At 68.3% G+C, this 14516-nt stretch carries 13 protein-coding genes and 1 tRNA gene; all 14 read left to right on the plus strand.

The annotated features are described in order from the left end of the window. A partial coding sequence (locus E3T37_RS01780) for a transposase (RefSeq protein WP_166806060.1) occupies positions 1-302 on the plus strand: 302 nt, incomplete at its 5' end. 158 nt (positions 303-460) lie between these two features. Beyond that, on the plus strand, positions 461-1120 hold the full coding sequence (locus E3T37_RS01785; RefSeq protein ID WP_134365143.1) for a DsbA family protein: 660 nt from the start codon (positions 461-463) through the stop codon (positions 1118-1120). Continuing rightward, the gene (locus tag E3T37_RS16665) at positions 1117-1269 is read left to right on the plus strand and encodes a hypothetical protein (protein ID WP_160140991.1); all 153 of its coding nucleotides are present in this window, start codon (positions 1117-1119) and stop codon (positions 1267-1269) included. Before E3T37_RS01785 ends, E3T37_RS16665 begins: the two co-directional genes overlap by 4 nt. A gap of 136 nt (positions 1270-1405) precedes the next feature. Then, complete coding sequence (gene dusB / locus E3T37_RS01790; protein WP_134365144.1) at positions 1406-2572, plus strand: tRNA dihydrouridine synthase DusB; 1167 nt, start codon at positions 1406-1408, stop codon at positions 2570-2572. Beyond that, on the plus strand, positions 2565-3812 hold the full coding sequence (locus E3T37_RS01795; protein WP_134365145.1) for a deoxyguanosinetriphosphate triphosphohydrolase: 1248 nt from the start codon (positions 2565-2567) through the stop codon (positions 3810-3812). Before dusB ends, E3T37_RS01795 begins: the two co-directional genes overlap by 8 nt. A gap of 89 nt (positions 3813-3901) precedes the next feature. Beyond that, on the plus strand, positions 3902-5770 hold the full coding sequence (gene dnaG / locus E3T37_RS01800) for a DNA primase (protein WP_134365146.1): 1869 nt from the start codon (positions 3902-3904) through the stop codon (positions 5768-5770). A gap of 178 nt (positions 5771-5948) precedes the next feature. Next, on the plus strand, positions 5949-7586 hold the full coding sequence (locus tag E3T37_RS01805) for an ABC transporter substrate-binding protein (RefSeq protein WP_134365147.1): 1638 nt from the start codon (positions 5949-5951) through the stop codon (positions 7584-7586). A gap of 96 nt (positions 7587-7682) precedes the next feature. Next, on the plus strand, positions 7683-8771 hold the full coding sequence (locus tag E3T37_RS01810) for an ABC transporter permease (RefSeq protein ID WP_134365148.1): 1089 nt from the start codon (positions 7683-7685) through the stop codon (positions 8769-8771). Positions 8772-8773: 2 nt separating this feature from the next. Then, a complete protein-coding gene (locus tag E3T37_RS01815; protein ID WP_241976127.1) occupies positions 8774-9850 on the plus strand; it encodes an ABC transporter permease in 1077 nt (358 codons plus the stop codon). Further along, complete coding sequence (locus E3T37_RS01820; protein ID WP_134365149.1) at positions 9847-11535, plus strand: ABC transporter ATP-binding protein; 1689 nt, start codon at positions 9847-9849, stop codon at positions 11533-11535. Before E3T37_RS01815 ends, E3T37_RS01820 begins: the two co-directional genes overlap by 4 nt. 5 nt (positions 11536-11540) lie before the next feature. Further along, positions 11541-12419, plus strand: a complete 879-nt coding sequence (locus tag E3T37_RS01825; RefSeq protein WP_134365150.1) for an ATP-binding cassette domain-containing protein — start codon at positions 11541-11543, stop codon at positions 12417-12419. Next, the gene (locus E3T37_RS01830; RefSeq protein ID WP_134365151.1) at positions 12403-13410 is read left to right on the plus strand and encodes a D-isomer specific 2-hydroxyacid dehydrogenase family protein; all 1008 of its coding nucleotides are present in this window, start codon (positions 12403-12405) and stop codon (positions 13408-13410) included. The genes E3T37_RS01825 and E3T37_RS01830 overlap by 17 nt, the downstream gene beginning before the upstream one ends. A gap of 62 nt (positions 13411-13472) precedes the next feature. Continuing rightward, positions 13473-13545: transfer RNA gene (locus E3T37_RS01835), tRNA-Asn, on the plus strand. A 72-nt stretch (positions 13546-13617) separates the two neighbouring features. Next, a complete protein-coding gene (locus E3T37_RS01840) occupies positions 13618-14493 on the plus strand; it encodes a sensor histidine kinase (RefSeq protein ID WP_134365152.1) in 876 nt (291 codons plus the stop codon). The last annotated feature ends 23 nt before the right edge of the window (positions 14494-14516 follow it).

Here is a 14516-nt window from a genome sequence, read left to right on the forward strand (position 1 = left end):
ACGACGGCTCCCTTCCCGTGGAGTGGCTCCTCGCCGAATGGCCCACCGGGGCGCCGGCCCCGACCGATTACTGGCTCTCCACCCTGCCGGACACGACCCCCCTGAAAGAACTCGTCCGCCTGGCCAAAATCAGGTGGCGCATCGAGCACGACTACCGCGAACTGAAAACAGGCCTCGGCCTCGCGCACTTCGAAGGCCGCACCTACGCCGGATGGCACCACCACATGACTCTCGTGACCGCCGCCCACCTCTTCATCACCCAGCTGCGGCTGACCCGCCCAAAAGCGGTTGGGGCAGGCTGAGCCTCTACGGCATCCTCAGAGAACTCCAACGAGTCCTCGCCGTCTATCTCGGATACTGTCCCCACTGCCGACAACGAGCCCCAACATAACTAAGTANGGCTGGCGCACACCGGGACCGGGCCGGGAATACAACGCGGGCGCCGACGGTTACCGCCACAGTGAGTGAAACCATCAAAGTAGACATCTGGTCCGATGTGCAGTGCCCCTGGTGCTACATCGGCAAGCGCAAATTCGAGGCCGGGGCGGCCCTGTTCGACGGCGAGGTCGAGGTCGAGTACCACAGCTACGAACTCGCGCCGGATACCCCGGTCGATTTCGACGGCAGCCCCGTCGACTACCTCAGCCAGCGCAAGGGCCTGCCCCTCGCCGACGTCGAGCAGATGCTCGAGCGGGTCACCGGGATCGCCCAGAGCGTCGGTCTGCACTACGACTACGACTCCGTGCACCAGACGAACACCGTCATCTCGCACGAGCTGCTGCACTACGCCAAAGCCCAGGGCCGCCAGCTCGAGATGAAGGAACGCCTGCTCAAGGCCTACTTTGTCGACGGCCGGCACGTGGGCCGGATCGAGGACCTGGCCGACCTGGCCGCCGAGATCGGTCTGGACCGGGACGACGTCGTGCGCTCCCTGACCGCGCACGAGTTCCTGGCGGCGGTCAAGGCCGACGTCGCTCAGGCCGCCGCCTACGGCATCCAGGGGGTGCCCTTCTTCGTGATCGACGGAAAATACGGCATCTCCGGTGCGCAGGAGCCTGATACCTTTGCGCAGGCTCTCGGCCAGGCTCAGTCCGAAAAAATCGAGGAGAAGAACAAATGACCGATGTGACCACCACCCCGGCCGTCCCCACCGAGGCCGTCTCCACCCCGGCCGTCCCCACCGAGGCCGCGCCGGTTCCCACGATCGAACTGCTCGGCCAGTCCGAGTCCGGCGCCTGCTGCGGCGCCGACGGCTGCTGCGGAGCCTGACTCCTCACCCCGCCGAGCCGTGAGTTTTACTCGTGTTTTGCGCCAAAACAGTGGCGGAACTCACGGCTCGGCGGGCGGGGAGAGGCCAGCTTGGGGGCGGTCACCAGCCATCCTGGCGTCTGTGAGAATTGAACGGATGATACCTGCAACCACGATCGGTCCGGCGAAGCCGCTCCAGATCGGCCCGCTCACGCTCGACGTGCCCGTCGTGCTCGCCCCGATGGCCGGCATCACCAACACCGCGTTCCGCCGGCTCTGCCGCGAGTTCGGTGCGGGCCTCTACGTCAGCGAGATGATCACCTCCCGCGCGCTGGTCGAGCGCACCCCGGAATCGATGCGCCTGATCCGGCACCACGAGAGCGAAACCACCCGCTCGATCCAGCTCTACGGGGTTGACCCGAAAACCGTCTCCGAGGCGGTCACCATGCTCGTCGCGGAGGACCGCGCCGACCACATCGACCTGAACTTCGGCTGTCCCGTGCCCAAGGTCACCCGCAAGGGCGGTGGCGCCGCACTGCCCTGGAAGCTCGGGCTGTTCCGGCAGATCGTCGAGGCCGCGGTGACCGCCGGCGGCTCCGTGCCGGTCACGATCAAGATGCGCAAGGGCATCGACTCCGACCACCTCACGTACCTGGAGGCCGGCAAGGCGGCCGAAGGCGCCGGCGTCGCCGCCATCGCACTGCACGCCCGCACGGCGGCCGAGCACTACTCCGGCCAGGCCGACTGGTCGGCCATCACCACGCTCAAGAACACCGTCACCAGCGTCCCGATCCTCGGCAACGGCGACATCTGGTCCGCCGAGGACGCCCTGCGCATGGTGGCCGAGACCGGATGCGACGGAGTCGTCGTCGGACGCGGCTGCCTGGGCCGCCCGTGGCTGTTCGGCGACCTGGCCGCGGCCTTCCGCGGCGACCTGGCCACCGCCCGGATCCAGCCCCGCCTCGGCCAGGTCGCGGACACGTTCCGCCGCCACGCCGAACTGCTCACCGAATTCTTCGAGAGCGAAGAGCGGGCCTGCCGCGACATCCGCAAGCATGTGGCCTGGTACTTCAAGGGTTACCCGGTCGGCGGCGACCTTCGGGCCAGCCTCGCGTCAGTGGTCTCGCTCGCGCAGCTCGACGACCTGCTCGGCACGCTCGACGGGGAGCAGGAATACCCGGGCGCGGGTGCCGAGGGCCCACGCGGACGCGCGGGCAGCCCGAAGAGGACCGCCCTCCCCGAACACTGGCTCGACTCCCAGGAGATCGAAGGCGCCGAACGCGCCAACCTGACCGAGGGCGAAGGGGACACAAGCGGTGGCTAACGAGACCGGGTACAGCACCCACGACGAACAGCGCTGGCTGCCGGAGCAGCACGGGTCCAGGCGCAGCGATTTCGCGCGCGACCGGGCCAGGCTGCTGCATTCCAGCGCGCTGCGGCGGCTCGCCGCCAAGACCCAGGTGCTCAGCCCCACCGCTGGCCTCGACTTCGCCCGGAACCGGCTCACCCATTCCCTCGAGGTGGCCCAGGTCGGCCGGGAGCTCGCCCTGCGGCTCGGACTCGACCCCGACATCGTCGACACCGCGTGCCTCGCGCACGACATCGGGCATCCGCCGTTCGGCCACAACGGCGAGCGTGCGCTGAACGACTGGTCCGCCGACATCGGCGGCTTCGAGGGCAACGCGCAGACCCTGCGCCTGCTCACCCGCCTCGAACCCAAGGTGTTCGGGGCCGACGGCCGCAGTTACGGGCTCAATCTCACCCGGGCCAGCCTCGACGCCAGCTGCAAGTACCCGTGGCCGGACGAGTCCTCGGTGGCCGACCCGAGCGGGCGCGCCAAATTCGGTTTCTACCAGGACGACCGGGCCGCCTTCGAGTGGATGCGCGCCGCCGCGCCGGACCGGCGCCTCTGCATCGAGGCGCAGGTGATGGACCTCTCGGACGACATCGCCTACTCCGTGCACGATTTCGAGGATGCCGTGGTCAACGGCTACGTCGACGTCGCCGCCCTCAACGGCCAGGCCAGCGCCGAACTCGTCCCGTCGATGCACGCCTGGATCGGCGGCGCCGTGTCACACGAGGAGCTCGCCCAGGCCTACGACCGGATCGGGGCGATGGACTCCTGGCTGCGCACCTGGACGGCGGGCCGCCGCGACCAGGGACGACTGAAGACCCTCACCAGCCAGCTGATCGGCCGCTTCTCCGGTGCCGCCGTGCACGCCACCCGGCAGTCCTACCCGATGGACAGCCTGCTCCGGTTCGGGGCCCACGTCGTGGTGCCGCGGGAGATCCAGGCCGAGATCGCCGTACTCAAGGGCGTCGTTGCCGCGTTCGTCATGTCCAACAACACCCGGCAGCCGATCTACACCCAGCAGCGTAAAGTGCTTGGCCTGCTGGCCGAACGCCTGTACACCTCGGGCGACGAGCACCTCGACGCCGGATTCACCGAGGACTGGCGCGCCGCCTCCGACGATGCCGCCCGCAAGCGCGTGGTCGTGGACCAGGTGGCCAGCCTCACCGACCAGTCCGCGCTGGCCTGGTACGAACGCCTCGTGCAGAACTGAGCCCGGCCCATCCGTAACTCCACACACCGTATCTCCACAAACCGGTGCACCGTAACGAACACCGACCCGGGCAGGACTAGCATTCAGCTATGGCAGGCCTGATTCGACAAGACGACATCGAAGAGGTCAAAGCCCGCACCAACATCGCCGACATCGTCAGCGACTATGTGAGCCTCAAGTCAGCCGGGGTCGGGTCGATGAAAGGCCTCTGCCCGTTCCACGACGAGCGCAGCCCCAGCTTCCATGTCCGCCCCCAGGTGGGGTTCTACCACTGCTTCGGCTGCGGCGAGAGCGGCGATGTCTACTCGTTCCTGCAGAAGATGGACCACGTCAGCTTCAGCGAGGCCGTCGAACGCCTCGCCGGGCGCGTCGGCATCGAGCTGCACTACGAGGGCGGCGCGGGCGAGGCGCCCGACCACACCAACCGGGCCCGGCTGTACGCGGCCAACCAAGCGGCCGCCGACTTCTTCGTCGAGCGGCTCGGCAGTGCGGGCGCCGCCGTCGGGCGCACCTTCCTCGGTGAACGCGGCTTCGACGCCCTGGCGGCCGCCCGCTTCGGCGTGGGTTTCGCCCCGAAGAGCTGGGACGAACTCACCAACCACCTCCGGGCCAAGGGGTTCACCACCGAGGAGCTCACGCTCTCCGGGCTGGTCTCCAGCCGTGAAGGAGCGAGCGGCGTCTACGACCGGTTCCGCGGTCGCCTGGTCTGGCCGATCCGTGACATCACCGGGCAGACCATCGGCTTCGGCGCCCGCAAACTGCTCGACGACGACAAGGGCCCCAAGTACCTCAACACGCCCGAGACACCGATCTACCACAAAGCCCAGGTGCTCTACGGGCTCGACCTCGCCAAACGGGACATTTCGCGTGGGCACCAGGTCGTCGTCGTCGAGGGGTACACGGATGTGATGGCGTGCCACCTGGCCGGGGTCACCACCGCCGTGGCCACCTGCGGCACCTCCTTCGGTGTCGACCACATCAAGGTGCTGCGCCGCGTTCTCGGCGACGACAGCGGGGTCGGCGAGGTCGTGTTCACGTTCGACCCGGATGCCGCCGGCCAGAAGGCGGCCATGCGCGCCTTCAGCGAGGAGCAGCGTTTCACCGCCCAGACCTTCGTGGCGGTCGGTCCGGAGGGACTGGACCCCTGCGACCTGCGCCTGCACCGCGGCGACGACGCCGTGCGCCGGCTGATCGACTCGAAGAAGCCCATGTTCGAGTTCATGATCCGGCAGCTGCTCGGCCAGTACAACCTCGACACCGTGGAGGGACGGGTGGCCGCGCTCCGCTCCGCGGCGCCGATCGTCAGCGACATCCGCGACCCTGCCCTGCGCCCCGGGTACACCCACGAACTGGCCCGCATGCTCGGGATGGAGCTCGGCGAGGTCGGCAAGGCCGTCTCCGCGGCCCTGACCCGCTCACGGTCCTCCGGGTCCGGGGAGGACACCGCCCGGCACGCCGGCCGGGACGACGCGCCGCGGGAGCAGCCCTTCTCCATGGTCGACCTCGCCACCGATCCGGTCACCCGGCTGGAACGCGACGGCCTGATGGCCATGCTCCAGCGCCCGACCGTGGTCGGGCTGGAACTGCTCCAGCGCGCCGTGCAGACCACGTTCTCGAACCAGTCCCTGGCCGTCGTGCGCGACGCCATCGCCGCCAGCCTGACGCACCACGCCGCATCGGACTGGCTGGACCGGGTCGTCACCGAGGTTCCGGCCCCGCTGGAAAACCTGGTCAAGGACCTGGCCATGGCGTCTCTGCCGGAGCGCTCCGAGGGGGCGGTGGCCCGGTACGTGCGCGATGTCACGGTCGCCCTGGTCGACCGCGACCTGCTGCGACAGAAGGCCGAGCTGCTCGGGCGCCTCCAGCGGGCGGATGCCTCCAACCGAGAGGTCTACGTGGCGATCCAGCGTGAACTGGTGCGGGTCGAAGCCGAGAAGCGCAACCTCCGCGAGGAGTGAGGCCCGAGCCCCGGCGGCCCCGAAAGCCGGGCGCTGCACGTTGCAGCTCGGTAAAGATGCTCCGTGAACCGGCTGGTAATCGGGCCTTCTGTGCTAATTCTTTTCCTACAGCAATGCAGGCGTGTGCGTTACGGCCCCGCGCCCCGCATCGGATTTCTAGAGGAAGAGGCTCACGGCTATGGCATTCCCATCCACTTCACGCGCGAAAGGCATCAGCGCCGCGGCAGTCGTCGCTGTCGCCGCGCTGACCCTCGCGAGCTGCTCCGCAGGCGGGTCGACCGATAAGAGCACCAGCGGCGGCGGCTCCATCACGATCGGCACGACCGACAAGGTCACGACGCTCGACCCCGCCGGCTCCTACGACAACGGCTCGTTCTCGGTGCAGAACCAGGTCTTCCCATTCCTGATGAACACGCCGTACGGCAGCCCCGACGTCGAGCCCGACATCGCCACCAAAGCCGAGTTCACGAGCCCGACCGAGTACACGGTCACGCTCAAGCCCGACCTGAAGTGGGCCAACGGAAACGACCTCACGTCCTCCGACGTGAAGTTCACCTTCGACCGCCAGCTGGCGATCGCGGACGACAACGGCCCGTCGTCGCTGCTCTACAACCTCGCCAGCGTGGCAGCGCCTGACGACACCACCGTCGTCTTCACGCTCAAGCAGGCCGACGACCAGATCTTCCCGCAGATCCTGTCCAGCCCGGCCGGCCCGATCGTCGACGAGGATTCCTTCTCCGCCACCGCGCTCACCTCCGACAACGACATCGTCAAGGCGAACGCCTTTGCCGGCCAGTACGTCATCACCAGCTACGATTTCAACAACCTGGTCGGTTACAAGGCCAACAAGGACTACGCGGGACTCCTCGGCCCGGCGAAGACGGATGTCGTCAACGTCAAGTACTACGCCGACGCCTCCAACCTCAAGCTCGACGTTCAGCAGGGCAACATCGACGTCGCGTTCCGCAGCCTCTCGGCCACGGACATCGAAGACCTCCGCGGCAACGACAAGGTCAAGGTCGTTGACGGTCCCGGCGGCGAGCTCCGCTACGTCGTCTTCAACTTCGACACCCAGCCGTTCGGTGCCAAGACCCCCGAGGCAGACCCGGCCAAGGCTCTCGCCGTGCGCCAGGCGGTTGCCGACCTCGTCGACCGCGAGGAAATCGCCAAGCAGGTCTACAAGGGCACCTACACGCCCGTGTACTCCTACGTGCCCGCCGGCCTGACCGGTGCCACCGAGTCCCTCAAGGGCCTCTACGGCGACGGCAAGGGCGCCCCGGACCGCGACAAGGCGAAGGCGACCCTCGCCGCGGCCGGCGTGACCGGCCCGGTCGTGCTGAACCTGCAGTACAGCAACGACCACTACGGTCCCTCCTCGGGCGACGAGTACGCCCTGGTCAAGGACCAGCTGGAAGCCTCCGGCCTGTTCACGGTCAACCTGCAGACCACCGAGTGGGTTCAGTACGCCAAGGACCGCACGACCGATGTGTACCCCGTGTACCAGCTCGGTTGGTTCCCGGACTACTCCGACGCCGACAACTACCTGACCCCGTTCTTCCTCGAGGGTGGCTTCCTGAAGAACCACTACAGCGACCCTGAGGTCGACGCTTTGATTTTGAAGCAGGCCGTCACGGCCGTCCCCGCGGAGCGCACCAAGCTGATCGAGGACATCCAGGACAAGGTCGCCGCCCAGCTGTCGACCGTGCCGCTGCTGCAGGGCGCCCAGGTGGCCGTCACCGGCACCGACGTGACCGGCACCAGCGACACCCTCGACGCGTCGTTCAAGTTCCGCTACGCTGCGCTGAAAAAGGGCTGAGTCCCGACCGGCTAGAGTTTCTCTAATTTGAAATCCGGGGGCACCCAGCAATTTCATTGCTGGGTGCCCCTCTCATTTTTCCAGCGTTAGGCAGGCATGACCACTGTGAGCATGCGTCCCACGGCCCCTCGGGCCGCCGGACCCAAGAAACGAACTTCGTCCGGCGGTGGGATCGGCCGGTACGTCCTGATCCGCTTCCTGCTGATCATCCCCACGATGTTCATCCTCGTCTCCATGGTCTTCTGGCTGATGCGCCTCACCGGCGACCCGATCACGGCGGCCCTGGGCGGTCGCCTCGGGCCCGATCAGCTGGCAGAGCGCATCCACGCGGCCGGCTATGACCGCCCGATCCTGGTGCAGTACGTGGAGTACCTCGGCCAGATCTTCACCGGCAACTTCGGCACCACGATCAGCACCAACCGCCCCGTCTCGGAGGTGCTGATGACCTACGGGCTCGCCACCTTCGAGCTGGTGTTCTACTCGCTCCTGGTCGCGTTCATCATCGGGATCCCGCTCGGAATGGTCGCCGCCTACTTCCGGGACAAGCCCACTGACGCGTTCCTGCGCGTCTTCGCCATCCTCTGCTACGCCACCCCGGTCTTCTTCTCCGGCCTCCTGTTCAAGCTCGTCTTCGCCGTCTGGCTGCAGGTGCTGCCCGTGGCCGGGCGCGCCTCGACCAGCGCCGAACTGCAGATGCAGTTGCTGCCCAACAAGACCGGGCTGTACACCATCGACGCCCTGATGACCGGCAACCCGCAGGTGCTCGGTGACGTGCTCTCCCACGCCGTGCTCCCGTCGCTCGCGCTCGGGCTCCTCACGGCCGGGGTATTCCTCCGGCTCGTGCGCACCAACGTCATCGGCACCCTCGGCAGCGACTACGTCGACGCTGCCCGCTCACGCGGGGTGAGCGAGTTCCGGCTGGTGCGCAAGCACGCCTACCGGCCCGCACTGATCCCCATCATCACCGTGATCGGCCTGCAGATCGCCCTGCTCCTCGGCGGCGCGGTGCTGACCGAGACCACCTTCGAATGGAAGGGCCTGGGCTTCATGCTCTCCGAATTCCTCAAGGCGCGTGACTTCGTGGCCGTGCAGGGAATCGTCGCCCTACTCGCCGTGATCGTCGCCCTGTCCAACTTCATCGTCGATATCATCGCCGCGCTGATCGACCCGAGGGTGAGGTACTGACCGTGACCGCTGCCCAGAACCCGCCCGCCGTGCGGAAGCCCGGCCGGTGGACCCGCCTACCCATCGTGCACCAGCTGCGCCAGAGCATCGGGCTGCAGCGCGGGATGCTCTTGGCCGGCCTGGTCATCACGGCCGTGTTCGTGCTGACAGCCATCTTCGCTCCCGTGATCGCCCCGTTCGGTTTCAGCCAGCTCCGCGACGCCGACGGCGCGTTCGGCGCGCAGCAGCCCCCGGGCGAAGCGCATCTCCTCGGCACCACGGCGGGCGGTTACGACGTGCTGTCCCGGGTGATCTGGGGCGCGCAGACGGCCCTGTTCGTGATCATCGTCGCCGTGATCCTGTCCATCTTCGCCGGGGTGCTGCTCGGGCTGTTTTCCGGCTACTTCGGCGGCTGGCTCGACCGCATCCTCGTCGTCGTGTCCGACGCCGTATACGCCTTCCCGTCCCTGCTGCTCGCCATCGTGATGTCCATCGTCATCTCCGGCGGCAAATCGAACCTGATCGGCGGCATCCTCGCGGCCGCGATCTCGATCACCGTGGTGTTCATCCCGCAGTACTTCCGGGTGATCAGGGCCGAGACGGTGCGGATCAAGGCGGAAGCCTATGTCGAGTCCGCCCGCGTGCTCGGCGCCAGCAACGGCCGGATCATGTTCCGGCACGTGCTGCGCAATGCGACCCGCACCCTCCCGCTGATTTTCACCCTGAACTCGTCGGAGGCCATCCTGACCCTCGCCGGTCTCGGCTTCCTCGGCTTCGGCATCGAACCGACCGCCGCCTCCGAATGGGGTTTCGACCTCAACAAGGCGGTCTCCGACGTCACCAGCGGAATCTGGTGGACTTCGCTCTTCCCTGGCCTCGCGATCGTGCTCGTCGTGCTCGGCATCACACTGGTGGGCGAGAGCCTCAACGACCTCGCCGATCCCCGGCTGCGCGGACGACGGGCGGTCGCGCAGGCGGCCGGCGTCGTCGCGGAGACCTCCGTCGTTCCCGGCGGTGTGCTCACCGCCGGGCCCGGCGGGCTCGACGGTCTCGAAGACCAAGCCACCCATCCTTCCGACGGACTCGAGGACAGACCATGACCGATGTGCTCACCATCACCGACCTGGGCATCTCCTTCGCGACCGACGCCGGCGCCGTCAGGGCCGTCGACGGTGTGAGCCTGCGGGTGGCGCCGGGCGAGGTCCTCGCCATCGTCGGCGAGAGCGGCAGCGGCAAGACCGTCACGGCCAAGACGATCCTCGGGCTGCTGCCGGAGACGGCGACCGCCTCCGGGGCGGTCATCCTCAGCAGCAAGGACGGTTCGAGTGAGAACAACGTGATCTCGCTCAGCACGTCCCAGTTGCGCCAGGTTCGCGGCACGGACGTGTCGATGGTGTTCCAGGAGCCGTCCACCGCACTCAACCCGGTGTACACCGTCGGCTGGCAGATCGCCGAGGGCATCCGCGCCCACGGTGAGTTCAGCCGGAAGGAGGCGAAGCAGAAGGCGATCGAGATTCTCGGCCGGGTCGGCATTCCCGACCCGGAGATCCGCGTCAACTACTTCCCGCATCAGTTCTCCGGCGGGCAGAAGCAGCGCGTCGTCATCGCCATGGCCCTCGTGCTCGACCCGGGCCTGATCGTCGCCGACGAGCCGACCACGGCCCTCGACGTAACCGTGCAGGCGGAGATTCTCGACCTGCTGCGCCGCTGCCGCGACGAGTTCGGCACCGCCATCGTGCTGATCACGCACAACATGGGTGTCGTCGCCGACCTGGCGGACCGCGTCGCCGTGATGTACCAGGGCAAGGTGGTGGAGGAGGCCGACGCCCAGACCCTGTTCACCTCGCCGCAGGACGACTACACGAAGAAGCTTCTCGCCGCCGTGCCCCACGTCGGCCAGGGCGTCGCGCACGCCGCTGCGCGGGCCACGGCGCGGGAGCGCGGATGGGCGCAGCAGGCCCCGGTCGTCGTCGCCGACAACCTCCGGATCGAGTACCCCGGGCGCCTCGGCCGAGGCGGCTTCACCGCCGTGGACGGGGTGAGTTTCCTGATCCGGCCGGGCGAGGTGCTCGGGCTGGTGGGCGAGAGCGGCTCCGGCAAGACCACCACAGGGCGGGCCATCGCCGGCCTGACCCGGGTGACCGGCGGGTCACTCACCGTGCTGGGTCACGAGATGAACGGCTTTAAGGAGCGGGCGTTCAAGAAATTCCGCAAGGACATCGGTTTCGTCTTCCAGGACCCCGCATCGAGCTTCAACCCGTTGCTGACGATCGCCGAATGCGTCGCGGAACCGCTGGTGGTGCACGGTCGGGCGAAGACTCCCGCGGCAGCCCGGGCCCGGGTGAACGAACTCCTCGAGGCCGTGCAGCTGCCCCGGGCGTACGGGGACCGCTACCCGCACGAACTCAGCGGCGGCCAGCGGCAACGGGCCAGCCTCGCCCGTGCGCTGGCCCTGGAACCGGCCCTGCTCATCGCGGACGAACCCACCAGCGCCCTCGACGTGTCGGTGCAAGCGCGCGTGCTGGAGCTCTTCGCGGAGCTGCAGCGGGAATTCGGATTCGCGTCGCTGTTCATCAGCCACGACCTCGCCGTCGTCGACCTCGTCGCCGACCGGATCGCGGTGCTCTATCAGGGCAAACTGGTCGAGGAGGGGACCAGCGCCCAGGTGCTGGGTGCGCCGAAAGACCCGTACACCCAGCGGCTCCTCGCCTCCCTGCCCGTACCCGACCCGGCCGAACAGGCCGTCCGACGGGAGGGGCTCCGCCGACTGCGTGCGGCAGGATAGAAACCATGACTCGCGGCACGGCACCGACACACCCGATCTCGACCAGTGACCTGACCATCGAATACCCGCCACACGGTGCCAGCGGAGCCTTCGTGGCGGTGCACGGCCTCACCCTGCGGATCGAGCCCGGCGAGGTTCTCGGTCTGCTGGGGGAGAGCGGATCCGGCAAGAGCACCCTCGCGCGGGTGCTGTCGGGGGCCGCGTTCGGCCCGGCTGCCGGAACGGTGAGACCGCAGATCACCGGGGGAGAGGCCGGTGTTCTCGGCTACCGGCTGCGCGGCATCCGTCGTCGCAAATTGGCCCGGCTCACCTTCGGGGTGGGCTACCTCGCCCAGGACGCCGCCGACACCCTGCCGTCCACCCTGACCGTGGCGGAGATCGTGGCCGAGCCGATCCTGGACCGGGACCGGCGCTACAACCGCCGTGCGCTCGAGGCCCGGGTGGCGACCATGATCGACGCCGTCCGCCTGCCGCTGACCGTGCTCACCCAGTACCCTTACGAGCTGAGCAACGGGCAGCGCCAGCGGGTTGCCCTCGCCCGGGCGCTCGTGTTCGGCCCGTCGCTCCTGATCGCCGACGAGCCGACCGCGGGCGTGGACGCCACGGTGCGGGACGCGGTGACCGATCTGATCGGCGAACTGCAGCGGGAACGTGCCTTCTCCGCCCTGGTGATCAGCTCGGACCTCAAGGTGCTGCGCCGGGTGGCGAACCGGATCGGCGTGCTCCACCAAGGAGTCCTGGTCGGGCTCGGCACCATCGACGAGGTGTTCGACGACCCGTGGCATCCGTATGTCGCGGGCCTGGCCGATGCGCTTACCGGTGACGAAACCACCGAGAGCGAACCCGGCGCGGACGAGGACGGTGCCCATGTCACGCAGTCCTGAACTCGCCCAGCACCGGGCCGTGCTCACGGCCGCCGTGGCTCCTCTGCCGCGGGACCGGTGGCCGGAACGCGGCCCGATCACGATCCTGCCCGAGTCCGAGGGCGCCTTCACGGCTGCCGTGCGATCTGCCGGGGGAACGGTCACGGCCCTCTCCCCGGACACGCGGGGGCTGATCTGGCTGGATTACGGGCGCGCCGACGAACTGCGCGCCACCCTGGACGCGCACCCGATGATCGGCTGGGTGCAACTGCCCTGGGCGGGCGTGGACGCGTTCAGCGGCGTGCTGGCCGGGCTCGGCCGGCCGGGCCTGCTCTGGACCAGCGCCAAGGGCGCCTACGCGCAGCCCGTCGCCGAGCATGCCCTCGCCCTCGGTCTGGCCCTGCTCCGCGTGCTTCCGAAGCGCGCTCGCGCAACAACCTGGAGCACGGTGCCGGAAGGGCGCTCGCTCTACGGCCGCTCCGTGGTCATCGTCGGCGCTGGCGGAATCGCCCTGGAACTGATTCGCCTGCTCGCCCCCTTCGACACCTCCATCACGGTCGTGCGTCGCAGCCCGCTGCCGGTGCCCGGTGCGGCCCGGACTGTGCCGACCGAAGCCCTGCACGAGGTTCTGCAGACCGCCGACGTGGTCTTCATCGCCGCGGCGCTCACCGAGGGCACCCGGCACCTGATCGGAGAGCGCGAATTCGAGTTGATGCGGCCGGAGGCGGTCCTGGTGAACGTCGCCCGGGGACCGCTCGTCCACACGGATGCGCTCACGGCGGCCCTGGCCTCCGGGGGAATCGCCGGGGCGGCCCTCGACGTCACCGACCCGGAGCCGTTGCCGGACGGACACCCGCTATGGCACGAACCGCGCTGCCTGATCACCCCGCACACGGCTGACACGCCCGAGATGACGGCACCGCTGCTCGCCGAGCGGATCCGCCTCAATGTGCGCGCATTCCTTGAAGATGGCCGATTTGTCGGGGTCGTCGACCCTCGGGTCGGCTACTGAAGGCGGGCCTCGATTTTGCACACGGCCAACATTTGATAAAGTAACAGAGTTGTAAAAAGCATTCCTCGATAGCTCAATTGGCAGAGCAGCGCACTGTTAATGCGCAGGTTCTTGGTTCGAGTCCAAGTCGGGGAGCTAAAGGCCACCAAGGGCTCCACCCCTGGTGGCCTTTTTTGTTCGAAGTGGGCGGCAGAAAAGGCGGCATACGTGAACGTTTCCCTCAGTGTGGACATCCTGCTGGCTGTGCTCACGGTCGTGCTCCTCGCCCTGTGGCTGCGCGCTCGGCGCTCCTGGCGGCGAGTCGTGTTCGACCGGTCGGCCGCCGAACGGATGCGCATCGACCTGGAACTCTCCCTCGCCGAACAGCAGGGCCGGCTCGGCATCATCCGCGAACTCCAGGACGTCGCCGTTCTCTCGGTCTCCCGCCTGATCACGCGGGCCGAGGCGGCCCGGTACACGGCGGAGAGCGACCCGTCGAGCGCCGTGCGTGTCGCCACGACCCTGGTCGACGAGGGCCGCGTGGCCCTGGCCGACATGCGCCGGGTTCTCACGATCGTTCGGGACGGCGAAGCCATCGCGACAACGCAGCCCGGGTTGCAGTCCACGCGCGACCTCTTCCGGGTCATGTGCGACGCCGGCCTCTCCGTGGTCTTCACCGAGTCCGGGGAGCGATTCCCGCTCAAGCCGGGCGCCGAACTGGCCATCTTCCGCATCCTGCAGGGTGCCCTGGCCAACACCCTCAGCCACGGCGGCCGTGGCACGGAAGCCCGCATCTCCTTCACCTGGAGCCGAGATGGACTGCAACTCGTGGTGGCCGACGACGGCATCCGTGCGGCGGCCCGGCGGGAAAGCACGGATGAAGCCGATTTCGCGGCGCGCACAAAGTACACGATCGATGACGACCTGAAAGCGCTGAGCGAGAGCGTTACCGGGGCGGGAATCACCCAGATGCGCGAACGCGCCGAACTGTTCGGCGGCGTATTCGACGCCGGCAGCGTGCCCGGAGTCGGCTTCACCGTGTCGGCGGTGTTCCCGTCGCTGCGTTTCCACAACGGCATCCACGGCGTCAACCTCGCTCGCTGACGAGGGGTCCCCTGCTCAACCGG

It is taken from the genome of Cryobacterium sp. TMT2-10 (assembly GCF_004403075.1).
Lineage (GTDB): Bacteria > Actinomycetota > Actinomycetes > Actinomycetales > Microbacteriaceae > Cryobacterium > Cryobacterium shii.